Origin of the sequence: Serratia sp. SSNIH1 (assembly GCF_002935055.1) — a bacterium.
Taxonomy (GTDB): Bacteria; Pseudomonadota; Gammaproteobacteria; order Enterobacterales; family Enterobacteriaceae; genus Serratia; species Serratia nevei.
The window spans coordinates 1800269-1825053 of record NZ_CP026383.1 but is presented as its reverse complement, the minus strand read 5'-3'; the positions used below and the strand labels follow the sequence as shown (position 1 = coordinate 1825053).

The 24785-nt window shown below is 59.4% G+C and carries 24 protein-coding genes, 6 tRNA genes and 2 other RNA genes; 10 read left to right on the top strand and 22 right to left on the bottom strand.

Going from position 1 to position 24785, the window contains the following annotated elements; genetic code table 11:
- Positions 1-88: 88 nt before the first annotated feature.
- From C3F38_RS08775 to gpmA, 7 genes are all read left to right on the top strand, one after another.
- A complete protein-coding gene (locus C3F38_RS08775; RefSeq protein WP_055317480.1) occupies positions 89-661 on the top strand; it encodes a cysteine hydrolase family protein in 573 nt (190 codons plus the stop codon).
- Between the two features lie 167 nt (positions 662-828).
- Entirely contained in the window at positions 829-1650 is an 822-nt protein-coding gene (locus tag C3F38_RS08770) for a CPBP family intramembrane glutamic endopeptidase (protein ID WP_055317479.1), read from the top strand.
- 284 nt (positions 1651-1934) lie between these two features.
- Positions 1935-2987, top strand: coding sequence for a galactose-1-phosphate uridylyltransferase (galT, locus tag C3F38_RS08765; protein ID WP_047728445.1), 1053 nt, complete (start codon positions 1935-1937; stop codon positions 2985-2987).
- On the top strand, positions 2984-4135 hold the full coding sequence (gene galK / locus C3F38_RS08760) for a galactokinase (RefSeq protein ID WP_047728448.1): 1152 nt from the start codon (positions 2984-2986) through the stop codon (positions 4133-4135). The genes galT and galK overlap by 4 nt, the downstream gene beginning before the upstream one ends.
- Complete coding sequence (galM, locus tag C3F38_RS08755) at positions 4129-5172, top strand: galactose-1-epimerase (protein WP_055317478.1); 1044 nt, start codon at positions 4129-4131, stop codon at positions 5170-5172. The genes galK and galM overlap by 7 nt, the downstream gene beginning before the upstream one ends.
- A gap of 197 nt (positions 5173-5369) precedes the next feature.
- Positions 5370-5717: a PsiF family protein gene (locus C3F38_RS08750; RefSeq protein WP_033642211.1), complete on the top strand. Its 348-nt coding sequence runs from the start codon at positions 5370-5372 to the stop codon at positions 5715-5717.
- A gap of 215 nt (positions 5718-5932) precedes the next feature.
- Positions 5933-6685, top strand: coding sequence for a 2,3-diphosphoglycerate-dependent phosphoglycerate mutase (gene gpmA, locus C3F38_RS08745; RefSeq protein ID WP_004939834.1), 753 nt, complete (start codon positions 5933-5935; stop codon positions 6683-6685).
- Positions 6686-6734: 49 nt separating this feature from the next.
- Here gpmA and C3F38_RS08740 read toward each other — a convergent pair whose 3' ends face one another.
- The 3 genes from C3F38_RS08740 to aroG form a co-directional block, all read right to left on the bottom strand.
- A complete protein-coding gene (locus tag C3F38_RS08740) occupies positions 6735-7778 on the bottom strand; it encodes a M48 family metallopeptidase (RefSeq protein WP_055317477.1) in 1044 nt (347 codons plus the stop codon).
- A 7-nt stretch (positions 7779-7785) separates the two neighbouring features.
- On the bottom strand, positions 7786-8976 hold the full coding sequence (locus C3F38_RS08735; protein ID WP_055317483.1) for a YjgN family protein: 1191 nt from the start codon (positions 8974-8976) through the stop codon (positions 7786-7788).
- 271 nt (positions 8977-9247) lie between these two features.
- Positions 9248-10300 carry a 3-deoxy-7-phosphoheptulonate synthase AroG gene (aroG, locus tag C3F38_RS08730; protein ID WP_038877552.1) on the bottom strand — a complete coding sequence of 351 codons (1053 nt, stop codon included), beginning with the start codon at positions 10298-10300 and terminating at the stop codon, positions 9248-9250.
- A gap of 212 nt (positions 10301-10512) precedes the next feature.
- Between aroG and C3F38_RS08725 the strand changes: the two genes are divergently transcribed.
- Genes C3F38_RS08725 through zitB form a run of 3 tightly spaced genes read left to right on the top strand, consistent with a single transcriptional unit; the run spans position 10513 to position 15277 of the window.
- Positions 10513-11118, top strand: a complete 606-nt coding sequence (locus C3F38_RS08725) for a response regulator transcription factor (protein WP_038877570.1) — start codon at positions 10513-10515, stop codon at positions 11116-11118.
- Positions 11115-14315 carry a transporter substrate-binding domain-containing protein gene (locus tag C3F38_RS08720; RefSeq protein ID WP_055317476.1) on the top strand — a complete coding sequence of 1067 codons (3201 nt, stop codon included), beginning with the start codon at positions 11115-11117 and terminating at the stop codon, positions 14313-14315. Before C3F38_RS08725 ends, C3F38_RS08720 begins: the two co-directional genes overlap by 4 nt.
- The gene (zitB, locus tag C3F38_RS08715; RefSeq protein ID WP_055317475.1) at positions 14315-15277 is read left to right on the top strand and encodes a CDF family zinc transporter ZitB; all 963 of its coding nucleotides are present in this window, start codon (positions 14315-14317) and stop codon (positions 15275-15277) included. Before C3F38_RS08720 ends, zitB begins: the two co-directional genes overlap by 1 nt.
- A 36-nt stretch (positions 15278-15313) precedes the next feature.
- Here zitB and pnuC read toward each other — a convergent pair whose 3' ends face one another.
- From pnuC to cydX, 19 genes are all read right to left on the bottom strand, one after another.
- Entirely contained in the window at positions 15314-16039 is a 726-nt protein-coding gene (gene pnuC, locus C3F38_RS08710) for a nicotinamide riboside transporter PnuC (protein ID WP_038877544.1), read from the bottom strand.
- A 20-nt stretch (positions 16040-16059) separates the two neighbouring features.
- Positions 16060-17121 (bottom strand): quinolinate synthase NadA, encoded by a 1062-nt coding sequence (nadA, locus tag C3F38_RS08705; RefSeq protein WP_015376982.1) that lies wholly within the window; start codon positions 17119-17121, stop codon positions 16060-16062.
- Between the two features lie 352 nt (positions 17122-17473).
- Positions 17474-17549, bottom strand: a tRNA-Lys gene (locus C3F38_RS08700).
- Between the two features lie 6 nt (positions 17550-17555).
- A tRNA-Val gene (locus tag C3F38_RS08695) sits at positions 17556-17631 on the bottom strand.
- A gap of 36 nt (positions 17632-17667) precedes the next feature.
- Positions 17668-17790: non-coding RNA, RtT sRNA (locus tag C3F38_RS08690), on the bottom strand.
- A 13-nt stretch (positions 17791-17803) separates the two neighbouring features.
- Positions 17804-17879: transfer RNA gene (locus C3F38_RS08685), tRNA-Lys, on the bottom strand.
- Positions 17880-18031: 152 nt separating this feature from the next.
- Positions 18032-18156: non-coding RNA, RtT sRNA (locus tag C3F38_RS08680), on the bottom strand.
- Positions 18157-18171: 15 nt separating this feature from the next.
- Positions 18172-18247, bottom strand: a tRNA-Lys gene (locus C3F38_RS08675).
- A gap of 7 nt (positions 18248-18254) precedes the next feature.
- Positions 18255-18330, bottom strand: a tRNA-Val gene (locus C3F38_RS08670).
- A gap of 29 nt (positions 18331-18359) precedes the next feature.
- Positions 18360-18435, bottom strand: a tRNA-Lys gene (locus C3F38_RS08665).
- A 178-nt stretch (positions 18436-18613) separates the two neighbouring features.
- Entirely contained in the window at positions 18614-19408 is a 795-nt protein-coding gene (cpoB, locus tag C3F38_RS08660; protein WP_055316100.1) for a cell division protein CpoB, read from the bottom strand.
- Positions 19409-19417: 9 nt separating this feature from the next.
- On the bottom strand, positions 19418-19927 hold the full coding sequence (pal, locus tag C3F38_RS08655) for a peptidoglycan-associated lipoprotein Pal (RefSeq protein ID WP_025160033.1): 510 nt from the start codon (positions 19925-19927) through the stop codon (positions 19418-19420).
- A 44-nt stretch (positions 19928-19971) separates the two neighbouring features.
- Positions 19972-21264, bottom strand: coding sequence for a Tol-Pal system beta propeller repeat protein TolB (gene tolB, locus C3F38_RS08650; RefSeq protein WP_004939856.1), 1293 nt, complete (start codon positions 21262-21264; stop codon positions 19972-19974).
- 132 nt (positions 21265-21396) lie between these two features.
- A complete protein-coding gene (gene tolA, locus C3F38_RS08645) occupies positions 21397-22623 on the bottom strand; it encodes a cell envelope integrity protein TolA (protein ID WP_055316099.1) in 1227 nt (408 codons plus the stop codon).
- Between the two features lie 81 nt (positions 22624-22704).
- Positions 22705-23133: a colicin uptake protein TolR gene (gene tolR, locus C3F38_RS08640; RefSeq protein ID WP_004939859.1), complete on the bottom strand. Its 429-nt coding sequence runs from the start codon at positions 23131-23133 to the stop codon at positions 22705-22707.
- Positions 23134-23145: 12 nt separating this feature from the next.
- Positions 23146-23829 carry a Tol-Pal system protein TolQ gene (gene tolQ / locus C3F38_RS08635; protein ID WP_004939862.1) on the bottom strand — a complete coding sequence of 228 codons (684 nt, stop codon included), beginning with the start codon at positions 23827-23829 and terminating at the stop codon, positions 23146-23148.
- Positions 23826-24230: a tol-pal system-associated acyl-CoA thioesterase gene (gene ybgC / locus C3F38_RS08630; protein WP_025160034.1), complete on the bottom strand. Its 405-nt coding sequence runs from the start codon at positions 24228-24230 to the stop codon at positions 23826-23828. Before ybgC ends, tolQ begins: the two co-directional genes overlap by 4 nt.
- A 130-nt stretch (positions 24231-24360) precedes the next feature.
- The gene (gene ybgE / locus C3F38_RS08625) at positions 24361-24657 is read right to left on the bottom strand and encodes a cyd operon protein YbgE (protein ID WP_038877538.1); all 297 of its coding nucleotides are present in this window, start codon (positions 24655-24657) and stop codon (positions 24361-24363) included.
- The gene (gene cydX, locus C3F38_RS08620; RefSeq protein WP_004939868.1) at positions 24657-24770 is read right to left on the bottom strand and encodes a cytochrome bd-I oxidase subunit CydX; all 114 of its coding nucleotides are present in this window, start codon (positions 24768-24770) and stop codon (positions 24657-24659) included. The genes ybgE and cydX overlap by 1 nt, the downstream gene beginning before the upstream one ends.
- Positions 24771-24785: the final 15 nt, after the last annotated feature.

Genomic DNA, 24785 nt, shown 5'->3' with positions numbered 1-24785 from the left:
CGTAAACATATCCGGCAACACTTCACCGCAGCACATCACATTTGGCCTTTTATCATAGAAAGAAAGAAGGCCATTTTCTGGAGACGCCATGTCCGCTGCGTTGATTATTATCGACCTGATCGAGGAGCTGATCGGGCCCAAAGGGCGCGCCAACTACTGCCGCGAACAGGTGGTGGCGACCCACCTGCTCGCCAACGTCAATGCCGCCGCGGCCTACGCCCGAGTGCGAAAAATCCCGGTGATTTGGGTGCGGGTGGGATTCGCCGACGATTATCATGATATTCCCCCCCATTCGCCGCTGTTCAACCATTTAAAACAGATAGGCGCGCTGCGGCTTAACAGCCCGGGCTGCCGCTGGGTGCCCGAACTGCATCAGGAACAGACCGATCTGCTGTTTGAAAAAACGGCGGTAAGCGCCTTCTCCGGTAACAATTTGTTAGCCTGGCTACGGCAGCATCGGTGCCATCATCTGCTGCTGGCGGGCGTCAGCACGCCGCTCGCCATCGAGAGCACCGCGCGTCAGGCGCACGACGCCGGCTTTCAGGTGACCGTGCTGCACGACCTGTGCGCGGCCCCCACGCAGGAGATCCATCAGCAGAGTCTGGACACCCTGCAAAATCTGGCCGAAATCACCCGCTCGCAGGCCTGGATGAAAGGCTGACCCGCGTTGTCGCCGGTCGTATGGGCCGGCATCATGCACAAATCCGTCACTGCCCCGACCTTTAGCGTCATTTGGGTGTGCTACTATCCGCTTTAGCGCTCAATTTCGCCATCATCGCACGCCGCAAAGGCGCTGAGCGCCGTGTACATATTTTAAAGGGACATATTATGTGGGGCGTACTGGCTGCTTCGTTATTTTTCTTGCCGTTTAACCGGCTGATAGCCTGGGTGATCCTGGCCGCCTCGGCGGGCATGGGGCTTTATCATGGGGTACTGACGCCGCTCAGCCTGAGTTATCTGCTGGCGATCGTAGCGTTGGCGGGGCTGCGTCACCATTTTCGCGAGCAGCGTAATCTGGCGGTCGCGTTCGAAGGGTTGGTGGTAGCCGGCTGCATCGCGCTGTTCTTGCATCTGGTGCCGGGCATCCACAACCAGCTGATGATCGACGGCGAAAAAGCCGGCCCGCTCAGCGCGCCGTTCACCATGTATTACAACTTCGACAAGGCGATGGTGCCCTTCCTGCTGTTCGCCTGCTTGCCCACGCTGTTCAGAACCGATAAAGCGGAAAAAAGCGTCGCCTCGGGTTCCTGGATTGCATTGATCATCAGCGTACCGGCGCTGTTGCTGCTGGCCGTGGCGCTGGGCGGTTTAAAAATCGAACTGCATGCGCCCGCCTGGATCCTGCCGTTCGTGATGGCGAACCTGTTCTTCGTCTGCATGGCCGAAGAAGCGCTGTTTCGCGGCTACCTGCAACAGCGCCTCAGCCAATGGCTGGGGGCCTGGCCGGCGCTGATCGTCGCCGCCCTGGTGTTCGGCGCCGCGCATTTGGCCGGCGGCATGCTGATGGTGATCTTCGCGACGCTGGCCGGCGTGATCTACGGCTTGGCATGGATGTGGAGCGGCCGCCTGTGGGTGCCGATTCTGTTCCATTTCGGGCTTAACCTGACCCATCTGCTGTTCTTCACCTACCCGCTGTATCAGCACCCCTGACGGCTGACGCCGGCAGAGAGCCTCTCTCTGCCGGTTGACCAGGTGAAAACGCTATCACCGGCAGCTCATCGCAATCCCCTCAATCACGTAGCCACCGGCTCATCTCCGCCTATCCGGCGCTTTTCAATGAAGTGTAAACGATTCCATTTTTCGCGTTAGATCACCTTTTTATCGCCGCGGGCATGCTATCTTTTTGCGCAATGTACTCTCCCTTTTCAGCAATGGGCGTATCAAGACGGCGGCTGAAAGCGATTACACCTCGTCGACGCCAAGAAAGGAACCGTATGACGGCATTTAACCCTATCGATCATCCACACCGCCGCTACAACCCGCTGAGCGCCCAGTGGGTGCTGGTCTCACCGCACCGCGCCAAGCGCCCCTGGCAGGGCCAACAAGAGGCCGTCCCTACGGAAACGCTGCCGGCGCACGATCCCGACTGTTTCCTGTGCCCGGGCAACGCGCGCGTCACCGGCGATCGCAATCCGGATTATCGCGGCACCTACGTCTTCACCAACGATTTCGCCGCGCTGATGAGCGATACGCCGCCGGCGCCCGACAGCCAGGATCCTTTGATGCGCAGCCAGAGCGCGCGCGGCGTCAGCCGGGTGATCTGCTTCTCTCCCGATCACAGCAAGACCCTGCCCGAATTGCCGCTGCCGGCGCTGGAGCAGGTGGTCGCCGCCTGGCAGGCGCAAACCGATGAGCTGGGCAGGCAGTACCCCTGGGTACAGCTGTTCGAAAACAAAGGCGCGGCGATGGGCTGCTCCAACCCGCACCCGCACGGGCAGGTCTGGGCCAACAGTTTTCTGCCGAACGAGGCCGAGCGCGAAGATCGCCTGCAGCACGAGTATTTTCGGGAACACGCCACCCCGCTGCTGCTGGACTACGCGCAGCGCGAGCTGGCCGCCGGCGAACGCATCGTGGTGAACACCGAACACTGGCTGGCGGTGGTGCCCTACTGGGCCGCCTGGCCGTTTGAAACGCTGCTGCTGCCGAAAGCGGCGGTGCAGCGCATTACCGATCTCAGCGCGGCGCAAAGCCAAGATCTGGCGCTGGCGCTGAAGAAGCTGACCAGCCGCTACGACAACCTGTTCCAGTGCTCCTTCCCCTATTCGATGGGATGGCACGGTGCGCCGTTCAACGGTGCCGACAACCGACACTGGCAGCTGCACGCCCATTTCTACCCGCCGCTGCTGCGTTCAGCCAGCGTGCGCAAATTTATGGTCGGGTACGAGATGCTGGCAGAAACCCAGCGCGACCTGACCGCCGAACAGGCCGCAGAGCGTCTGCGCGCCGTCAGCGATATTCATTACCGTGAAGCCGGAGCCCAAGCATGAGCCTGAAACCGCTTACCCATTCCCTGTTTACCGAACACTTCGGCTACGCGCCGGCGTTGACCATCCAGGCGCCGGGGCGGGTGAACCTGATCGGCGAGCATACCGATTACAACGACGGCTTCGTGCTGCCCTGCGCCATCGATTATCAAACCGTCATCACCTGCGCCAAGCGCGACGACCGCCAGATCCGCGTACTCGCCGCCGATTATCAGAATCAGCAGGATCAATTCTCGCTCGACGATCCGATCGTCAGCCACCCCGATCAGCGCTGGTCCGACTATGTGCGCGGCGTGGTGAAGCACCTCCAGCGCCGCAGCGCCGACTTCGGCGGCGCGGATCTGGTGATCGCCGGTAATGTGCCGCAAGGGGCGGGGCTCAGCTCCTCCGCCGCACTGGAAGTGGCAGTGGGCCAGGCGCTGCAGGCGCTCTATCAGCTGCCGCTGGACGGCGTAGCGCTGGCGCTGAACGGCCAGGAGGCGGAGAACCAATTCGTCGGCTGCAACTGCGGCATCATGGATCAGCTGATCTCCGCGCTCGGCCGGCGCGACAGCGCTCTGCTGATCGACTGCCGCTCGCTGGAAACCCGTGCGGTACCGATGCCGGACAACGTCGCGGTGGTGATCGTCAACTCCAATGTGCAACGCGGGCTGGTGGACAGCGAATACAACACCCGCCGCAAACAGTGCGAGGAAGCGGCGCGGTTCTTCGGCGTCAAGGCGCTGCGCGACGTCAGCCCCGAACAGTTTGAGGCGCGTCAACACCAGCTCGATCCGTTAGTGGCCAAACGCGCGCGCCATGTGATCAGCGAGAACGCCCGCACGCTGGCAGCTGCCGAGGCGCTGGCGGCCGGCGATCTGCAGCGCATGGGCCGGCTGATGGCGGAGTCGCACGCCTCGATGCGCAACGACTTTGAAATCACCGTGCCGCCGATCGATAAGCTGGTCGAGATCGTCAAAGCGACGATCGGCCCACGCGGCGGCGTGCGCATGACCGGCGGCGGCTTTGGCGGCTGCATCGTCGCGCTGATACCGCAAGATCTCGTGGAGACGGTGCGTGCCGCCGTGGCGTACGAGTATCCGCGGCAAACCGGCGGATTGCGGGAAACCTTCTATGTCTGCCAGGCTTCGCAAGGCGCCGGCCTATGCTGACGGCAACGGCGGCACTCGCCCCCGATGGGCAACCTTATCAGCTGACGCAGCTGCAAAACGCCGGCGGCATGACGGTGACGCTGATGGACTGGGGCGCTACCTGGCTGTCCGCCGTCTTGCCGCTCAAATCCGGTGAAAGCCGCGAGCTGTTGCTCGGCTGCCGCAGCCCGGCGGACTACCAACGTCAGGGCGCCTATCTGGGCGCCACCGTCGGCCGCTACGCCAACCGTATCGCCAACGCCAGTCTGCCCATCGACGGTAAACCCCATGCGCTGGCCGCCAATCAGGGCGCCCACCAGCTGCACGGCGGCCCCGACGGTTTCCATGCCCGCCGCTGGCGCCGGGTACAGCACGATGCGCAACAGGTCTGCTATGCGTTGCATTCAGCGGAGGGCGATCAGGGTTTCCCGGGCAATCTCGACGTGCAGGTCTGCTACCGCCTGACCCCCGACAATCGCGTGGAAATCAGCTATCTGGCGCAGGTCGATCGCCCCTGCCCGGTCAACCTGACCAACCACGCCTATTTCAATCTGGACGGTGCCGGCACCGACGCCCGCGCCCAGCGGCTGCAGCTGTTCGCCGAACGCTATCTGCCCGTCGACGCCGAGGGCATTCCCTGTGCCGGGCTGACGCCGGTGGACGGCAGCGGCATGGATTTTCGCCAGCCGAAAACGCTGCTGCAGGATTTTCTGCACGACCGCGACCAGCAGCGGGTAAAAGGCTACGATCACGCTTTTCTGCTGCACCGCACCTGCGGCGCGCTGGAGTGCCCGGCGGCCCATTTATGGTCCGCCGACGGGCAAGTGCAGATGAGCGTGTTCACCGACGCGCCCGCACTGCAACTCTACAGCGGCAATTATCTGGCCGGCACGCCGGCGCGCGACGGCGGCAGCTATGCCAACCACGCCGGCGTGGCGCTGGAGAGCGAGTTTTTGCCGGACAGCCCGCACCATCCCGAATGGCCGCAGCCGGACTGTTGGCTGCAGCCGGGGAGCCGCTACCGCAGCGCCACGCATTATCAGTTTTATCCTATCTGACCCGCCACGCCCCTCGCCGTGCGGCCGGGGGCGATTTGTTATAAATGCTTACCTTTTAGCGCTATCCCCCCACCGGCGCCCACCTTCCCTTATTCCAAAGCGCGCACTACACTCAGGCTACCGTGATAAGCACAACGCCTTGTGCAACGTCACAATTTTCGGCCGATGGCGGCCAATCAATAGCTGAAGGAACACCTATGCGTCTGATTACTGCACTTCCATTGCTGGCGGGCTTAATGCTGAGTACCAATCTGATGGCGGCCGACGCGACGACGGCGACAAAAACGCCTTCGCCGGCGCAGGCGGCCCAACAGAAACGCATGACCGATTGCAACCAGCAGGCATCCACCAAGTCGCTGAAAGGCGCGGATCGCTCCACCTTTATGAGCACCTGTCTGAAATCCGAAGGCGCCGCCGCGACGGGCAAAACCCTGACGCCGCAGCAGCAGAAAATGAAAAGCTGCAACGCCGACGCCAAGACCAAGGATCTGAAGGGCGACGCGCGTAAAACCTTCATGAGCAACTGCCTGAAAAAATCGGCCTGACTTTCCCCACGCCACGGCGCGCCCGGAGCAATTTCGGCGCGCCGTTTCTCCCTCGCAGCGCCAGCCTGAACGATTCAGCTTTTTCCTTTCGCCAGCCCTTACTTTGCGGCAAGAAATTGGCTATGGTTAGACACTATCGATTGCCGAGCCCCGGCCCGCGGCAATATAATGATTTTCGTTATCATTGAAATGTCAGATTATTAAGGAGTTAAGCTATGGCTGTAACTAAGCTGGTTCTGGTGCGTCACGGCGAAAGCCAGTGGAACCAAGAAAACCGCTTCACCGGTTGGTATGATGTCGATCTGTCCGACAAGGGCCGTACCGAAGCGAAAGCAGCAGGCAAGCTGTTGAAAGAAGAAGGTTTCACTTTCGACTTCGCTTACACCTCCGTACTGAAGCGCGCGATCCACACCCTGTGGAACATCCTCGACGAGCTGGATCAGGCCTGGTTGCCGACCGAAAAATCCTGGAAGCTGAACGAACGTCATTACGGCGCGCTGCAGGGTCTGAACAAAGCGGAAACCGCTGAAAAATACGGCGACGAGCAGGTGAAACAATGGCGTCGAGGCTTCGCGGTGACCCCACCTGAACTGACCAAAGAAGACGAACGTTACCCTGGCCACGATCCGCGCTACGCCTCGCTGACCGAGCAAGAGCTGCCGCTGACCGAAAGCCTGGCACTGACCATCGATCGCGTGATTCCTTACTGGGACGAAGAGATCCTGCCACGCATCAAGAGCGGCGAGCGCGTGATCGTTGCGGCGCACGGCAACTCGCTGCGCGCGCTGGTGAAATACCTGGATAACCTGAGCGAAGACGAAATCCTCGAGCTGAACATCCCAACCGGCGTGCCGTTGGTGTATGAGTTCGACGAGAACTTCAAGCCAACCAAACGTTACTACCTGGGTAACGCCGACGAGATCGCTGCAAAAGCGGCCGCCGTGGCAAACCAGGGTAAAGCGAAGTAATTTCGCCCGTTAACGAAAAAGCCCCTGGTGAAAACCGGGGGCTTTTTTATTACTGTCGCGGCTGCTGCGCCATCGCCTCGTTCACCGCGTCCAGCCGTTCCTGCATTGCCGGATGGGTGCTGAGCCAGGCCGGCGGCGCCCAGTCATTGGCCTTTTCTCGTTCAGGCGCCTGCGCCAACGCGCGGTAGATCGCCGCCATTTGCGCCAGCGAACGCCCCTGGCGCTGCATTTCCGCTATCGCGAACGCATCCGCCTCGCGCTCCATCCCGCGGGAAAACTGCATCTCATTCACGAAGGACGCAGACTGCAGCAGCGTATCGCCGATGCCGCTGACGTCACCGGTCATCCACATCAGCGTCAACGCCACCAGCGACGAACGCACCAACATGCGCATCGGGTGACGATGAGCGTGGTGCCCCATCTCATGCAACATGACTGCCGCCAGCCCATCGTCGTTTTTCGCCAGGGCGACCAGACTATCGCTGAGCACCAGCGTGCCGTCCGGCAACATAAAGGCGTTCGGCGCACCGGGCACCGCCATCAGCTTCAACGACAGCGGCGTACGCTCCTCGCGCATCTCAGCCGGCATCACCTGCCGGAACAGCTGCTGCAACGCCCGCTGCCGCTCGGCCGGGAGTGCAGAGGGCTTGAAGCCGCTCTGGCTTAAAAACGTCTGCGTGTGTTCGCCCAGCGTTTGTTCCACCGAGGTGGGGATGCGCATGGCGATCTCGCTGCTCGCCCACGGCAGCACGACGTAAACGTAGGCCACGACCGCCAGCAGCGTCATCAGCAGCGCCAGAGCGACGCCGCGTTTGTGGCGTTCCAGACGATGCACCCAGCCCGGCGAACGGCGCTGATAGAACCAGCGGCGAAACGCCGCGTCGTCGTCCGGCACAAAGCGTGCGCCGTCCTTAAAGGTCAGCGTCAGCGGAATATTGCCCAGCGCCGCAGAGACGGTGATGTCCGCCAAGGGGATGTAACGTTGCTCATCCTGCCGCTGCAGCGTCACGCCCTCGCCGCTTTCGTTCACCAGCAGGCGGGCCGCCTCACGTGCGGCCCGCCCCGGCAACTGGTAGGCGCCCTCAAGGATCATTGGCGCCTCAGAAGCTGCCGCCCAGATCCAGCGCCTGCACCGCTTCTTCGGCCACCGCGCTGTTGGCGGTTTCCTGATGCGCCGCGATGTCCAGCAATGCCAGATCGCCTTCAACCGCCGTGCACTCCGCCAGATAACGGGCGTGACGCACTTCCGCCACCGGCGCAGCAAAGCCGAGCGAGAACAGCGTGATCAGGGTATTGGTGATCAACAGCCCCATATACGGCAGGGTTTGCATGGAAGAGCGCAGTTTAACGTTGCCATTCAGCGTCGCTTGGTTATACAGATAGTTGCGTTGGGCGACAATCTGGTAGCTGCCGGCAATCAAGGCGCCAACCAGCAACACCACCATCATCAGCAGCAGGCTGCCAATATTCTCCAACACCAGCAAGTCAGCGGTTTCATCCGTCAGTATGCCCATCAATACCATTTGGTACAGCGACAGCATGAACGACCCCATACACACCAGCGCCGCCAACATAAACGGCAGGAAAATGAGCAGGCCGATCAAGGCAAATTTGATAAAGGCCGACTTTTTCAGCTCGGCAATAAACGGCGTGCGGCCGAAGAACAGATTATTAACGTACAGATCGTGCTGCAGCGCGCTAATAATACCGTTGACGGCGGCGAATGCCGGCACGGCCAGCAGCAACGTCAACACCAGCATCAGGCCGATGGCGTTAATGCTGTCAAAGCTGCTGCCAATACTGAGCAAAATGATTAAGCCGACATAAAGCCCGATAATCAGTAACAGCGGGCAGAACAGTAGCGCCCAATAAGCACGCCCGGTGCGGCAAACATAATTAAAACGTACGCCGCGATAGCTCGACATAATCGCATTGTAGCGCCAGCTGCGAATCACCACCCATGGCAGCAGGGCAAGCAACGCCAATAAGGCCAGCAGCCCCAGCAGCGGCGCCACCGCCAGCAGGATATAAAACACGATGATGCCACCGATCACCAACAGCCGCCCTTTCAGAATTTGCAGCGGCTGCGCATGGTAATCGAAACGATCGCCGTCCAATTCCGTGTTGCCGTAAAAATAGCGGCGACGACGCACCGTCGCCCAGGCGGAATAGATGCCCAGGGTCACGATGGTCAATAATGCATTGACTAACCAAATAGCGAAGTACTCGCCGCCTTTCCCATGGAATTTAATCCGGTGCAGCCCCAGCGGCTGCGAGGTATTGCTTGTCATAATTCTTTCGTCCTGAAAGGAATAGGTCATACCACTCCCCGCTTATTTGTCATGCGGGGTTTGTGGAATAAAAAAGCGTCTTATATAAGCACAATGCCATGAGCAGTGACAATTATTCTTTTATTAAATAGGAATAATGCGAAGGAGGTCGCTTAATGATTTCATTGGCCTATTAATTGTAAGCCTTAAATTATCGGAAGGGGGAGATAGAGAAGTGCAATGATGAGAATTAAAACAAGAGCCCACTGCCGGGCCCTTGTCATTTTCGCGATTAACCGCGGCGCGCTTTCACCGCCGCCGCCAGATCGCGCAACACGGTTTCGGTGTCCTGCCAGCCGATGCAGCCGTCGGTCACGCTCTTGCCGTAAACCAACGGTTCGCCGCTTTCGAGGTTCTGGTTGCCTTCCACCAGGTGACTTTCGATCATCACGCCGATGATCGCTTTTTCACCGCCGCTAATCTGCCCGCAAACGTCAGCGCTCACGTCCATCTGCTTTTTGAACTGTTTACTGCTGTTGGCATGGCTGAAATCGATCATTACCTGCGCCGGCAGCCCGGCTTTGCTCAGGCCAGCTTTGACGTCCTTCACGTGCGCCGCGCTGTAGTTCGGCTCTTTGCCGCCGCGCAGAATAATGTGACAGTCGCCGTTGCCGCTGGTGTTAACGATCGCCGAGTGGCCCCACTTGGTTACCGACAGGAAACAGTGCGGCGCGCCGGCGGCGTTGATGGCGTCGATCGCCACCTTGATGGTGCCGTCGGTGCCGTTCTTGAAGCCGACCGGGCATGAGAGGCCGGAGGCCAGCTCGCGGTGCACCTGCGATTCCGTGGTGCGCGCGCCGATGGCGCCCCAGCTCATCAGATCCGCCAGGTACTGCGGCGTGATCATGTCGAGGAATTCGCCGGCGGCCGGCAGGCCGCTGTCGTTGATCTCCACCAGCAGCTTGCGCCCCAGGCGCAGACCGTCGTTGATGTTGAAGCTGTTGTCCATCTGCGGATCGTTGATCAGGCCTTTCCAGCCCACGGTGGTGCGCGGTTTTTCGAAGTAAACGCGCATGACCACTTCCAGCTCACCCTTCAGTTCTTCACGCAGCGCCAGCAGGCGCCCCGCGTACTCTTTGGCGGCTTGGGTATCGTGAATAGAGCAAGGGCCAATCACCACCAGCAGGCGATCGTCGCTGCCGCGGAGGATATTGTGAATTGCGCTGCGGGCCTGGGACACCGTCTTTGCTGCGCGTTCAGTGGCCGGGAATTTCTCCAGCAAAGCCACCGGCGGCAAGAGTTCCTTAATATCATTAATGCGTAAATCGTCGTTTTGGTAATTCATAGCTTTTCCATTCGGTATCGAGGGGTATTTCGCAGTGCGTAACGGTGTAGATCCCAACAATCTAGCCTGTGGGAATGGCGCTGTAAATCACCTTTGCCCCCCTCCGCTGGAACCGCCAAATTAACAGCATATTGTGCTGTTTCATCAGGGGAGCGCAGAGCCTCCTTTTTCGCTATGCTAGCGATCGGAATATAAAGCGACCCGAGTTGAACATGCCCTCTCTGTTATTAGTTGATGACCACCCGGTGGTTCATGTCGCACTGGAAGCGGCGCTAATGAAATCATCCCGCCCTTACCGCCTGCAGGCGGCGCAGGACGACGTCCAGGCGCTGGCCCTGCTGGCCGAGGCCGCTTTCGGCCTGGTGATCCTGGATATCGGCCTGCCGCAGGTCGACGGGCTGCAGCTGTTGAAAAAAATCCGCCGCCGCTACCCGCAGCAGCCGATCTTGATCTATACCGCGCAGGAGGCCGAGGTCTATGCGCGCATGGCCCATGCCGCCGGAGCCAACGGTTTCGTCAATAAAGGCAGCTCGTTGGCAGAGCTGGTACAGGCGATCGAGCAGGTGCTGGACGGTGAAACCCACTTCCCCGCCGCCGCGCTGGCCGAAGAAGCGCCGACGGCAGACGGCGGGCTGCTCACTCCTAAAGAGCTCGAAGTGCTGGGCTTGCTGAGCCAGGGGCTGTCCAACCTGCAGATCGCCGATCGGCTGCACATCAGCAACAAGACCGTCAGCACGCACAAGAAGAACATCCAGCGCAAAACCGGCGCCGGCAACCTGCTGGAGCTGGTGGCGGTGTTTAAAGAGCTGGCGCCATGATGCGCCGCGCTCTGCTGCTGCTGCTCCTGTGGTGCGGTCTGGCGCAGGCGGCGGAGCCGGTACGCTATCAGCTGGTCAGCAACCTGAATACCCCCGAGAACATGCTGATCGTCGGCGAGAAAAACCCCTGGCGCGACCGAACGCTGCGCATCGGCATCATCAGTGAGAACACCAGCCCGTACAACATCATCGTGGACGACGATCTGTACGGACTGAACGCCGACTACCTCGGCTATATCCAGCAGGTAACCGGCATTCGCTTCGCCATTTACGGCTTTGCCGATCTGACGCAGCTGGAGCAGGCGCTGCACGACGGCAAGATCGATCTGCTGTATGGCATCCCGCAGAGTGAGGCGCTGCACGGCCTGGCGATCTCTCAGCCCTATTACGTCAGCAACCTGCGCGTATTGCGCGATCGCAGCAACGATCGGCCGGTGATGCTCAACTCCGCCAACGCCCGCGTCGCGATCGGCGCGCTGACCGACATGCAGTCCGGCGGCGCTCTGCAGGCCGTGGCGTCGCAGATCCAGCGCTACGACAACAATCTGCAGGCGGTCTACTCGCTGCTCAACGGCAGCAGCGACTACTTTATCGCCGACGAGGCCAGCGCCAGCTTTATCATCGACCAACTGCAGCTCGGCCAGCTCTATCAGATTGAAAGCAACGAGAATCTGGGCAACCTGTCCTTTGTGTTCGCCGCCGCCGACTCACGGCTGATAGACACGCTGGACACCGCCATCGCCGACGCGCCGATGGAGCTGATGAACGCCCTGCAGAGCCGCTGGAGCAAAAAGATCCCCAGCTACCTCGACACCGGCAATGCCGACCTGACGACGATGGAGAAGAATTGGGTGGCGAGCCACCGCGTGGTTTACTACGCCGCCATCGAGAACAACTTCCCGTTCGCCTACCGCGGCTCTGACGGCCAGCCGCGCGGCTACGCCATCGACATTCTCAACATCATCGCGCAAAACACCGGGCTGCGTTTCGCACCGCTGTGGGCGCGCAACGCCGAGCAAGCCGATCAGCTGGTGCAGTCCGGCCAGGCCAGCTTCCGCGCCGCCCTGCCGCTGGCGCGCGGCGTCAAGGTGCGCTACGGCGCCAGCATGCCGATCCACCGTTCGCTGTGGGGCGTTTACGTTGGCCAGCACGCCGACGGCATTTCCACCTGGAGCGATTTGGCCGGCAAGCGCATCGGCGTGCTGCAGGGCGATTTGGCGCAGGGGCTGGTGCCGGAACAGGAGCAGACCGTCAGCTTCGCCGACAGCAAGTCGATGTACGACGCGCTGGCCAACGGCCAGCTGGATGCGCTGGTGGATAACGTCATCTCCGCCAACTTTTTGGCGCTGTCGCGCTATTCCGGCGCCATCAAGCTGGCCTTTGCCGCCAACAACATCCCCTACCCGGTGGCCTTCGGCGTGCGCCGCGATCAACCTCTTCTGTTGGCGATCCTCGATAAGAATCTGATGCAGATCCCGGCGGACACCCTGCAATCGCTGCGCGACGAGTGGATCGTCGACCGCAGCAATCTTATCGACGCAGTGAATGACAACCGTATGCCGCCGCAGACCACCTGGCTGCTGGCGCTGCTGGCCGCCGCCACCGTGCTGCTGCTGGCGCTAACGCTGCGCCGTTTCATGCTGCAGCGCCGTGAAAAACGCGAACGCGAAGAACTCGAGCACGCGCGCCGCCGCGCCGAGGCGGAAAACCGCATGAAGAGCAAATTCCTCGCCACCGTCAGCCACGAGCTGCGCACGCCGATGCACGCCATCCTCGGCCTGCTGGAGCTGGAGCTCAAACGCCAACCCGCGCCGGAAGGCCTGCCTGTGATATACAGCTCGGCCTCTTCGCTGCTCAATCTGCTCAACGACCTGCAGGATCACGCCCGGCTGGAAACCGGTTCGCTGACGCTGGCGCCGAAACCGGTGGCGCTGCACCCCTGGGTAGCGCGCATCGACGCCCTTTACCGGCCGCTGATCGGCGAACGCCCGTTGACGCTGAGCGTGCTGGCGGATCCGGCGCTGCCGGAGGCGGTGATAATTGATGGTGAGCGTTTACTTCAGGTGGCTAACAACTTGATAAACAACGCGATAAAGTTTACACTGCGCGGCACTATTCAGGTCGAGATCGGCTGGCGCGCGCAGGATGAGCGGCAGGGGGAATTGCGATTAACGGTGAACGACAGCGGCTGCGGCATCGCCGCCGATGAGATAGGCAAGCTGTTCCAACCGTTTTACCGCGCGCGCGGCGCGCAACGCATTTCGGTGCAGGGCACCGGTTTGGGACTGTCTATCTGCAAAGAGATCGTCGAACAGATGGGCGGCCGCATCGAGCTGCACTCGCAGCCGGGCGTCGGCACCCGCGTCGAGGTCGCGATACCGGTCGAGCTGAGCGGCGCCGCGCCGGCTGTCGCCCAGGAGGAGCACACCTATGCTCTGCCGTCTTCCGCCTTGCGTACCGCGCTGATCGACGATCACCCCACCAATTTGTTGCTGCTGGAACGCCAGCTGCGCCACTTCGGGCTGCAACCCGCCCGCTTTGAACAAGGCTATGCGCTGTTGAAGGCCCAGCGCCGGCAACCGTTCGATCTGCTGTTTATCGACTATAACATGCCGCGCCCGGACGGGCTGACGCTGGCCAGGCTGATCCGCCGCGACGAACAGCGGCTGCAACGCCCGCCTTGCCGCATCGTGCTTTGCTCGGCAGACGTGCAGGAGTTTACCCGCATCCCGCCGGGGCTGGTGGCGATCGACCACTTCCTGACCAAACCGATTTCACTGGCGGCGATCGGCCAGGTATTGGCTCAGCAACCGCAGGCTCAGGAAGAAAAGTCAGTCCTTACTGACCTGCGACAAACGCTGGCCGAAATGGCAGGTGGCGATCGCGCCATGCTGCAGCGGCTGGCGCAGACGCTCGGCGATACGCTGCGCCAAGACCGGCAGCGGCTCGCGGACGCCGTCGCCGCGAGCGACTGGCCGCGCCTGGAGCAGGCGGCGCACCGCATCAAGGGCAGCCTGCTGATGCTGCAGCTGCCGGAAGCCGCGCAGCTGTGCCAGCAGCTGGTGGATACCGCACGTCGGGGCGAGCTTGCCGCCGCCGCTTATACTAAATTAAAGGCGTTAGTGGCGCAGATAGAAACGGAGCTGGACGCCCTGCTCGCCGCCGCCCCCTCTTTCGCTATGCATAAGGATGAATAATGTCGGACACTCCACACGTACACCTGCCGAAAGACAGTAATAGTAAACGCCTACTGACCGCTTTTTTAGTCACCGCCGTCTTTATGGTGGCCGAGGTGGTCGGTGGCCTGTTGTCCGGCTCGCTGGCGCTGTTGGCCGACGCCGGCCATATGTTGACCGATGCCGCCGCGCTGCTGGTGGCCCTGATGGCGGTGCACTTCTCCCAGCGCAAGCCCAACGCGCGCCACACCTTCGGCTATCTGCGCCTCACCACCCTGGCGGCCTTCCTCAACGCCGCGGCGCTGCTGGTGATCGTGGTATTCATCCTGTGGGAGGCGATACGGCGTTTCTTCGCACCGCAGCCGGTGATGGGTACCCCGATGCTGATCATCGCCGTAGCGGGGCTGCTGGCGAACCTGTTCGCCTTCTGGTTGCTGCATCGCGGCAGCGAAGAGAAAAATATCAACGTGCGCGCCGCCGCGCTGCATGTGCTGGGCGACCTGCTCGGTTCGGTGGGTGCTATCGTCGCCGCCATCGTCATTCTTGCCACCGGCTGGACGCCGATTGACCCGATCCTGTCGGTGCTGGTCTCCTGTCTGGTGCTACGCAGCGCCTGGCGGCTGCTGAAGGAGAGTTTCCACGAGCTGTTGGAAGGCACGCCGCAGGAGGTCGATATCGCCAAGCTGCAAAAAGACCTGTGCCTGAATATCCCGGAAGTGCGCAACATCCATCACGTGCATGTCTGGCAGATCGGCGAACAGAAGCTGATGACGCTGCATGCGCAGGTGATCCCGCCGCATGACCACGATGGGCTGTTGCAACGCATTCAGGCTTATCTGTTGGAACACTACAAGATTGGCCACGTGACCATTCAGATGGAGTACCGGCACTGCGAGACACCGGACTGCGGTATCAACCGGGCGCCGGAGCCGAGTGAACACTCACATGCCGAAGCGCACTCCCATCTGGAACATCGTCACTAAGCCAAGAGGGCGCCACCACGGCGCCCTCTGCTGTTGCTACGGTGCGGACGAGAGCGGGTTGGAACGGTTGCGCCCGGCGCTCTTGATCCACAGCCAGGAGCCATTCAGGGCAATCAGCGTCAGAATGACATACTCCAGCGCCATCGCGTACACCCCCTGGTAGGCGAAGATCGCCACGCTGATGACGTCGATAACCACCCACAGCAGCCAGTTTTCCACGTACTTGCGCGTCATCAGGATCATCGCCACGATGGAGAGCACCATCATCGCCGAATCCCAGAACGGGAACGCGTCCGGCTGCAGCTCGGGCATCTGCACGTTCAGCCCCAGCCCTTGCATCACCGCCACCGCAACCTGCGTCAGCCAGGCGAACACACGGTCGATGTTAAAGGTCATCAGGCCAATGCCGATGACGCAAACCGCCGCCCAGGCCAACGCTTTCGGCAACGGCAGCCAGCGGATCTGCAGCTCAGCCTGATTATCCTGGGTTTGGCGGCTCCAGGCATACCAACCGTATATGTTGGCGCCGAAAAAGAACAGCTGCAACAGCAGGCTGGCGTACAGCTGGATCTGGAAGAAAATCACCGCGAACAGCGTGACGTTGATCAGGCCGAACAGGTAGTTGATGATTTTTTCCTTGCTGGCGTACCAGATGCACAGCAACCCGAACAGCGTGCCGATGGCTTCGATCCACGACAGATCGTAACCGCCCGCGCCAAGCGGAATGTGCACCAGAATATTGCTGGTACTGAAGAAGCTCATGAAGTCATCCTTTTAAACGGTTAAGCGTTGCCTTTAACCTGCATCTTAAGCTGAGCGGCGAAATCCAGCATGCGGTTCAGCGGCACCAGGGCCTTCTCACGCAGCGCGGCGTCCACGTGGATCTCATGCTGCGCGCCCCCCTGCTCCAGCCCTTCGGCAATCGCCTTCAGGCCATTCATCGCCATCCACGGGCAATGCGCGCAGCTGCGACAGGTCGCCCCCTCTCCGGCGGTCGGCGCTTCGAACAGCTCCTTGTCCGGGCAGGCCTGCTGCATCTTGTAAAAGATACCGCGATCGGTGGCGACGATCAGCTGTTGATGCGGCAATGTTTTCGCCGCCTGAATCAGTTGGCTGGTCGATCCCACCGCATCCGCCAACTCAACTACCGCCTGTGGCGATTCGGGATGCACCAGGATGGCCGCCTGCGGATAAAGCGCCTTCATGCGCCGCAGCGCCTGAGTCTTGAACTCGTCATGGACAATGCAGGCACCTTGCCAGCACAGCACGTCGGCGCCGGTCTGCTTCTGCACGTAGCTGCCGAGATGGCGATCCGGCGCCCAGATGATCTTCTCGCCCAGGCTGTCCAGGTGTTCGATCAGCTCAACGGCGATGCTGGAAGTGACCACCCAGTCGGCGCGCGCTTTGACCGCCGCCGAGGTGTTCGCATAGACCACCACGGTACGATCGGGGTGGCTGTCGCAAAACGCATGAAACTCCTCTTCCGGGCAGCCCAGATCCAGCGAACATTCGGCAAACAGCGTCGGCATCAGCACCTGCTTTTCCGGGCTGAGGATCTTGGCGGTTTCCCCCATGAAGCGCACGCCGGCCACCAACAGCGTGGAAGCCGGATGGGCGCTGCCGAAGCGCGCCATTTCCAGCGAATCCGCCACGCAGCCGCCGGTTTCTTCCGCCAGCGCCTGGATTTCCGGATCGGTATAATAGTGGGCGACCATCACCGCATTGCGCTGCTTGAGCAGGGTTTTGATCTTCTCGCGATAAAAGGCTTTTTCGGCTACGTCCAGCGGAACCGGTTTAGGCGGGAAGGGATACACCGCCGCATTGACATCAAACATTTCACTCATCGCTGCAATCTCATGCTAGGCTGGGCGCCTGCCGCGTGAATATCGCCTGCCGCAACGCCCTTCGTTTTATATACTAAACAAAATACCTAAAACCGCGCGAAAAGTCCGCTGATATTTTCATATTTGCGCACCTATTGTTTAATGAATTAAAAAACACAGACATTGGCTGCACAGCTCACAGCGGATAATGGCCTGACGAGACCGTATAGCCGTTCAGAGAACAGCGTGATGACGATCGGTGCGGTGTTGAAACGAGAAAGCGCGAATGTAGGTGACGGTGCTGGCGAGAAGATAAGGTCAGGTTTAGATGTTACAGAACGAAAAAAGCGCCAAAAGGCGCTTTTCTCTGAATTGGTGGGTCGTGCAGGATTCGAACCTGCGACCAATTGATTAAAAGTCAACTGCTCTACCAACTGAGCTAACGACCCGCAGTGTGGTGGGTGATGACGGGCTCGAACCGCCGACCCCCTCCGTGTAAAGGAGATGCTCTACCAACTGAGCTAATCACCCACTGCTGTGGTACTGCTATTTTTCACTCTCAAAGAGTGGTGGGTCGTGCAGGATAACTCGGCCTTTGGCCTCGCCCTTCGGGCCATCACCGGAGTGATGTTGTCTCGCGTTGCGAGACTCGAACCTTTACGGTTCTCATCCTGACGATTTAACACCTTGCTCTATCAAAGAGTGGTGGGTCGTGCAGGATTCGAACCTGCGACCAATTGATTAAAAGTCAACTGCTCTACCAACTGAGCTAACGACCCACTGATGTGGTTTACTGCTGATGGCGAATAGGCTATTGAAACCGACTCGCGGAAAACAAGGATGGGGATGTTCAGGACAACTCGACGGGTACTCGACTCGGACCTTTACTTTGCCACATCAAACCGATCCTGAAGCTGCCATTCTTAAAGAATGGTGGATCGTACAGGATAACTCGGCCTTTGGCCTCGCCCTTGCGGGCCATCACCGGAGTGATGTTGTCTCGCTTCGCGAGACTCGAACCTTTACGGTTCTCATCCTTTACGATTCTCTATCGCAGCCATTCTTAAAGAATGGTGGGTCGTGCAGGATTCGAACCTGCGACCAATTGATTAAAAGTCAACTGCTCTACCAACTGAGCTAACGACCCATAACAGTGGTGGGTGATGACGGGCTCGAACCGCCGACCCCCTCCGTGTAAAGGAGATGCTCTACCAACTGAGCTAATCACCCACTGTTGTGGTTACTGCTACTTCAGAAATTGGTGGGTCGTGCAGGATTCGAACCTGCGACCAATTGATTAAAAGTCAACTGCTCTACCAACTGAGCTAACGACCCAATTTCCCTGCCGCTTTAACATCTTGCAAGATATCTTGGCAACGGCGGCATATATTACTAATTTATCTTGGCAGCGCAACCTAAATTTTTTACTGATGCGTTCAACTGCTTGTTCTTCACGCGAATGAGCCCAGAAATCGGTCAAATCGACTAACTTCTGGGCTCATTTTTCTGACTGTTAACCGCCTACGCGGCTTTTCGCCTGTTTGGCCGCCGCACTGGTTGGGTACTGTTTAATCACCTGCTGGAACACGGCTTTGGCTTTATCAGCCTGCCCTTTCTCCTGCATGATGATACCCACCTTGTACATGGCGTCCGGCGCCTTCGGTGATTTCGCGTAATTCTTCACCACCACCGCAAAATAGTAGGCCGCGTCGTCTTTTTTACCCTTGTTGTAGAACAACTGGCCCAGCCAATAGTTGGCGTTGGGCTGGTAGGTAGACTTCGGGTACTGTTTTACGAAGGACTGAAAGGCGGAAATCGCCTGGTCATACTGTTTTTTTTCCAGCGCCAGAGAAACAGCGGCGTTGTAGTCGCTGTTCTCATCACCGCCGCTCGGCGTTGCAGAAGCGGCTGCAGGCGCGCTGCCGCCCGCATCGGAAGATGCGCCTGCGACTGCCCCACCGGCAGCGCCCGCGGCCGCAGAGGCGCTCTGAGCGCCGCCCTGGCTGAGGCTATCCATCTGCTGATAGATTTGCTTCTGGCGTTCAACCACCTGATTCAACTGATACTGACTTTCCTGGATTTGCCCACGGAGAGAATCAATGTCGCGTTGGTTATCAGAGAGTTGTTGCTGGAGTTGGTTTAAAAGCTGGCCTTGAGCATTGCTGATGCGCTCAAGCGAGGTGACACGGTCTTCGACCGAGCCGGAGCCGACATTACTGATTGGCGCTTGGGCAGTAGCGGCCCAGGGGGCCGCTACGCCAACCAGTAACGACAGACTCAACAGGTGACGTCTGAAGTTACTGTTCATGCGATTCTCTTAGTAAACCAGAACGGCACGACGGTTTTTAGCATAAGCCGCTTCGTCGTGGCCCAGTACTGCTGGTTTTTCTTTACCGTAAGAAACGATAGAGATCTGGTCAGCGGAAACGCCTTTACCCTGCAGGTACATTTTAACGGCGTTAGCACGGCGCTCACCCAGAGCGATGTTGTATTCCGGCGTGCCGCGTTCGTCAGCGTGGCCTTCAACGGTCACTTTGTAAGACGGGTTGTTACGCAGGAATGCAGCGTGCGCGTCCAGCATCTGAGCGAATTCGGAGCTTACGTCATACTTGTCCAGGCCGAAGTAAACGATGTTGTTCTTCTGCAGTTCTTGCATCTGCAGACGAGCTTGTTCTTCGGAAGACAGGTTGCTGCTGCCGTTTTCCATACCAGTGCCAGCGCCCATACCAGATTGGTCGTTGTTTGCGCTTTTGTTAGAACTACAAGCTGCTACAGCCAGAACTGGCAGTGCCAGCAGAAGCCCTTTCAGCACTTTGTTCAGTTGCATTTCTTTGATCCTTTTATAGTTTGCCATACATATTTACACATGCATCACAGATACGGCGACCAGGCAGGGAATTTGACCTGTCCATCAGTTGCCGGAAGACGCGCTTTGAAACGCCCATCAGTTGACACCAACTGCAACACGGAGCCCATACCTTGCGTGGAGCTATAGATCACCATGGTGCCGTTTGGCGCAATACTAGGCGTTTCATCCAGGAAGGTGCCGGTCAAAACCTGAACGGCGCCCGATCCAAGATCTTGTTTGGCGATGTGTTGTGCACCACTGTTGGTGCTTACCATCACCAGGAATTTACCGTCGGAGCTGACTTCAGAATCCTGGTTCTGAGAGCCTTCCCACGTCAGACGCTGTGCGGCACCGCCGCTGGCGCTGATTTTATAAATCTGCGGACGCCCGCCCTGGTCGGAGGTAAACGCCAGCGACTGGCCATCCGGGAACCAGGTTGGTTCGGTGTTGTTGTTGCGGCCATCGGTCAGCTGCGTGATCTGGCCGGAGCCGAGGTTCATCACGTACAGGTTCAGGCTGCCGCTCTTGGACAGCGCGAAGGCCAGCTTGCTGCCGTCCGGCGAGAACGCCGGCGCACCGTTGTGGCGCGGGAACGAGGCGATCTGGCGGATAGCACCGTTAGCCAGGGTCTGTACCACCAGCGCGGAACGGCCGCTTTCGAAGGTTACGTAAGCCAGTTTGCTGCCGTCCGGCGACCAGGCCGGTGACATCAGCGGCTCAGGCGAACGGTGCACCGTGAATTGGTTGTAACCGTCGTAATCCGCTACGCGCAGCTCATACGGGAATTTCCCGCCGTTGGTCTGCACGACGTAGGCGATACGGGTACGGAACGCGCCCTTGATGCCGGTCAGCTTTTCGAACACTTCGTCGCTGGCGGTATGGGCAGAATAACGCAACCACTGTTTGGTCACTTTATACTGGTTCTGCGCCAGTACGGTGCCCGGCGAACCCGAGGTATCCACCAGCTGGTAGGAGATCAGGTAGCTGCCGTCGGCGCCAGGTTGAACCTGGCCGACAACCACGGCGTCGATGCCCAGCGCAGTCCAGGCCGCCGGCGTCACTTCAGACGCGGAGGTCGGTTGCTGCGGCATGCGCGCCACGTCGATCGGGTTGAATTTGCCGCTGTTGCGCAGATCCGCGCCGACAATCTTGCCGATATCTTCCGGCGGCGTGCCTGGGCCCGCCCATTTAAACGGCACCACGCCAATCGGACGAGCGGAGTCGACCCCTTGGGTGATTTCAATGCGAACTTCCGCGTGCAGCACGGACGCCCACAGAATTAAAAAACCTAGCGCTACTCGAAATGCCTGCTTCATCTCATCTCCCTTATCCAGGCGGGATGCCTGCGATAAATTAGCAGAATTTTAACAAACCAACTTACGTAAAACTACATAATCCCTGTTGGTTACCTTAGTACATCCCTGTGATATCACTCACTCAATCAACCGTTATTGCGGCTTGAATTCAAGTATAGAATTCTTAAAGTGCTGATAAACGGCATCGCTCGGCGGCTTCGGTATATGCGCCAACTTGGCGGCAGACACTGCTGCTTGACACAGGGCAGGATCGCCCCCCGCCGCTTGTACGCTTATCAGCAGGCCGTCCGGCGCCAGCTTGATACGCAGGTCGCAGGTTTTGCCGGCGAACGAACTGGCGTCATAGAACTTGCTCTGAATCGCCCCTTGAATCTGCCCCATATAACCGCTGATATCCGCCCCGCTGGCCCCAGCCGCTTTGGCATTGCCCTGCCCGGCCGGTTTACCGTCGCCTTTCGATTTAGCACCGCCGCCTTTCGGCGCGTTCTTGCCATCCGCCAAGCCGCCAAACAGATCGCTAACTTCCTCCGATTGTTTCGCAGCCTCGGCGGCGGCCTTCTTCTTGGCGTCCGCAGCGGCTTTTTTGGCGGCAGCGGCTTTCTCGGCCGCCGCTTTCTTCTCTGCCTCGGCGGCAGCCTTCTTCTCGGCTTCCGCTGCGGCTTTTTTCTCGGCTTCAGCAGCCGCTTTCTTCTCTGCGGCCTCTGCAGCTTTCTTTTCTGCCGCGGCGGCGGCGGCTTTCTTCGCCTCTTCCGCCTGTTTCTTGGCGGCGGCGGCAGCGGCCGCTTCTTTCTTGGCTTCCGCTTCGGCTTTCTTCTGCGCGTCCGCCTGCGCCTTGGCGACCTTGTCCGCTTCGGCCTTCGCCTTGGCGGCGGCGGCTTCGGCGACCTTCTGTTGCTCTTGGGCCTTCGCAGCGGCGGCTTCCGCCGCTTTTTGCTGCTCGGCGGCCTGTTTCTGCTGCTCCGCTGCCTTCTGCTGTTGCTCAGCCTGCACTTTGGCGTCCTGCGCAGCTTTCTCCTGCGCCGCCAAACGCTCTTTCTCCAGCTCCTTCAGGCGCTGTTGCTGCTCCGCCTGCTTCTGCTGAAGCTCTTCGGCCTGTTGCTCCGCCTTTTTCTGGCGCTGCTTCTCGGCACGCTGCGCATCGTTGCTCTGCTGCTGCTGGCGGTTGTATTGCTCCACCACGGCGCCGGGATCGACCATCACTGCGCCCACCACGGTGCCATCACCGCCACCGCCGGCGCCCATGTCGACCTTTTCCTGCAGCGATCCCCAAATCAGCAGGGCAATCAATATGAAGTGCAGAACGACCGAAACAATAACGGCGCGGTTCAGCTTATCGTTTTGCTCAGTTGCCTTTACCAAAATAGATTCCCAAAAACTGGTGTTGCTTATACGGGGTTCCTGGGCCGCAGCGCAGGAACCGGGTTGCCGTTCGCCTTACGGTCAGATCGGCTGGGTCATCAGCCCCACGGAAGCCACGCCCGCCTGATGGAGAATATTCAATGCCTTGATAATCTCATCGTAAGGGACTTCCTTCGCACCGCCGATCAAAAAGACCGTTTTCGGGTTAGCCGCCAAACGCGACTTGGCTTCGGCCGCGACTTGCTCAGGCGGCAACAGCTCCATACGGTTGTGATCCACCACCAGGGTGTATTGACCTACACCGGAAACCTCGAGGATCACCGGCGGATTGTCATCGCTGGACACCGTTTTGGAATCGGTGGCGTCCGGCAGGTCAACCTCCACGCTCTGCGTGATGATTGGCGCGGTTGCCATAAAGATCAGCAGCAGCACCAGCAACACGTCGAGCAGCGGAACGATGTTAATTTCGGACTTCAGCTCGCGCCGACTACGTCCACGTACTCTCGCCATGCTACCTCCTACTTATTTGCTGTCGCTGGAGAAGGCCTGACGATGCAGAATAGCGGTGAACTCTTCCATAAAGTTGTCGTAATTCTGCTCAAGCTTGTTGACGCGCTGGTTGAGACGGTTATAGGCCATTACCGCCGGGATGGCGGCGAACAGACCGATCGCGGTGGCGATCAGCGCTTCGGCGATACCCGGCGCCACCATCTGCAGCGTGGCTTGCTTCACCGCGCCCAGCGCGATAAAGGCGTGCATGATCCCCCACACGGTGCCGAACAGACCGATATACGGGCTGATCGAACCGACGGTGCCGAGAAACGGAATATGGGTTTCCAGCGTTTCCAGCTCGCGGTTCATCGAAATGCGCATCGCGCGCGACGCCCCTTCGATCACCGACTCCGGCGCATGGTTGTTGGCGCGGTGCAGGCGGGCGAACTCTTTGAACCCGGAATGGAAGATCTGCTCGGAACCGGTCAGGCTATCGCGACGCGCCTGACTTTCCTGGTACAGACGGGAAAGCTCGATACCGGACCAGAATTTGTCTTCAAAGGCTTCGGCGTCACGCGTCGCCGCATTGAGGATGCGGGTGCGCTGAATGATGATCGCCCAAGAGGCTACCGAGAAGCATATCAAAATCAACATGATAAGCTTAACCAGCAGGCTCGCCTTCAAGAATAAATCTAGGATGTTCATGTCAGTCACTGCTTAAACTCCGCGACAATAGACTTAGGAAGCGCTCTTGGCTTCATTTGGTGTGGATCAATACAGGCAATCAGGACATCTGCCTGGCTCAGTAGGGCCCCGTCAGAATTGACAATGCGTTGAGCAAACGTGAGAGAAGCCCCGCGCAGACAGGTGATTTCGCTCTGAACCTCCAGTTGCTCGTCGAGACGAGCCGGAGCCAGATAATCCACCGTCATGCGCCGGACGACAAAAGCGACTTGTTCACTGAGCAGCTGCTGTTGATGAAAGTTGTGCTGACGCAGCATCTCTGTGCGCGCTCTTTCAAAAAAGGCGACGTAGCGGGCGTGATAGACCACACCACTGGCATCGGTATCCTCGTAGTAAACGCGAACCGGCCATCGAAACAACGTATTACTCACTCTACTTCCCAGCAATGCAATTTAACGCTGCTACTATACGCAAGACGGATCGGGTTGGGAATGGGTTACAAGATGGGAATGAAAATAATTATGGGCCGTGAGGGCCCATAACGTGGGGACATCAGGGAGATTATAAAGAAACGTAAAGTAATCCTGCGCACAGGATCACAATTGCGGGAAGTGGCGCGAAAAAGGCGCGCCAGATGCTGCGCTGCGGGCGGAATCCGAAACCGTGGATCACCCCGGCGCACACCGCCCAAATCAGCAACAGCCCTTCCCAAATCTCCAGCGAGCTGGTTTTGGCGGCGAAACGCGTCGGATCCCAGAACACGCACCCCGCCAAAATCAACGCCAGCACCAGGGAAAGGGCCCGGATCGGGCCCTTGTCGGTGACAGCGTACAGCTTGTCAATCACGGACGAGCTCATCACTTACCGTCTTGCTGAGCTTTGGTCGCTTCGCTCTGCTCAAGCGCCAGCGCCGTGATGATGCCGAAGGCGCAGGCAAGAAGCGTTCCGAGAATCCAGGCAAAATACCACATGGTTTAGCTCCTTAT

Excerpts from the sequence above, each read along its gene's own strand:
- C3F38_RS08775 (WP_055317480.1), top strand. The coding sequence starts at position 89 with ATGTCCGCTGCGTTGATTATTATCGACCTGATCGAGGAGCTGATCGGG.
- C3F38_RS08770 (WP_055317479.1), top strand. The coding sequence starts at position 829 with ATGTGGGGCGTACTGGCTGCTTCGTTATTTTTCTTGCCGTTTAACCGG.
- galT (WP_047728445.1), top strand. The coding sequence starts at position 1,935 with ATGACGGCATTTAACCCTATCGATCATCCACACCGCCGCTACAACCCG.
- galK (WP_047728448.1), top strand. The coding sequence starts at position 2,984 with ATGAGCCTGAAACCGCTTACCCATTCCCTGTTTACCGAACACTTCGGC.
- galM (WP_055317478.1), top strand. The coding sequence starts at position 4,129 with ATGCTGACGGCAACGGCGGCACTCGCCCCCGATGGGCAACCTTATCAG.
- C3F38_RS08750 (WP_033642211.1), top strand. The coding sequence starts at position 5,370 with ATGCGTCTGATTACTGCACTTCCATTGCTGGCGGGCTTAATGCTGAGT.
- gpmA (WP_004939834.1), top strand. The coding sequence starts at position 5,933 with ATGGCTGTAACTAAGCTGGTTCTGGTGCGTCACGGCGAAAGCCAGTGG.
- C3F38_RS08740 (WP_055317477.1), bottom strand. The coding sequence starts at position 7,778 with ATGATCCTTGAGGGCGCCTACCAGTTGCCGGGGCGGGCCGCACGTGAG.
- C3F38_RS08735 (WP_055317483.1), bottom strand. The coding sequence starts at position 8,976 with ATGACAAGCAATACCTCGCAGCCGCTGGGGCTGCACCGGATTAAATTC.
- aroG (WP_038877552.1), bottom strand. The coding sequence starts at position 10,300 with ATGAATTACCAAAACGACGATTTACGCATTAATGATATTAAGGAACTC.
- C3F38_RS08725 (WP_038877570.1), top strand. The coding sequence starts at position 10,513 with ATGCCCTCTCTGTTATTAGTTGATGACCACCCGGTGGTTCATGTCGCA.
- C3F38_RS08720 (WP_055317476.1), top strand. The coding sequence starts at position 11,115 with ATGATGCGCCGCGCTCTGCTGCTGCTGCTCCTGTGGTGCGGTCTGGCG.
- zitB (WP_055317475.1), top strand. The coding sequence starts at position 14,315 with ATGTCGGACACTCCACACGTACACCTGCCGAAAGACAGTAATAGTAAA.
- pnuC (WP_038877544.1), bottom strand. The coding sequence starts at position 16,039 with ATGAGCTTCTTCAGTACCAGCAATATTCTGGTGCACATTCCGCTTGGC.
- nadA (WP_015376982.1), bottom strand. The coding sequence starts at position 17,121 with ATGAGTGAAATGTTTGATGTCAATGCGGCGGTGTATCCCTTCCCGCCT.
- cpoB (WP_055316100.1), bottom strand. The coding sequence starts at position 19,408 with ATGAACAGTAACTTCAGACGTCACCTGTTGAGTCTGTCGTTACTGGTT.
- pal (WP_025160033.1), bottom strand. The coding sequence starts at position 19,927 with ATGCAACTGAACAAAGTGCTGAAAGGGCTTCTGCTGGCACTGCCAGTT.
- tolB (WP_004939856.1), bottom strand. The coding sequence starts at position 21,264 with ATGAAGCAGGCATTTCGAGTAGCGCTAGGTTTTTTAATTCTGTGGGCG.
- tolR (WP_004939859.1), bottom strand. The coding sequence starts at position 23,133 with ATGGCGAGAGTACGTGGACGTAGTCGGCGCGAGCTGAAGTCCGAAATT.
- ybgE (WP_038877538.1), bottom strand. The coding sequence starts at position 24,657 with ATGAGCTCGTCCGTGATTGACAAGCTGTACGCTGTCACCGACAAGGGC.
- cydX (WP_004939868.1), bottom strand. The coding sequence starts at position 24,770 with ATGTGGTATTTTGCCTGGATTCTCGGAACGCTTCTTGCCTGCGCCTTC.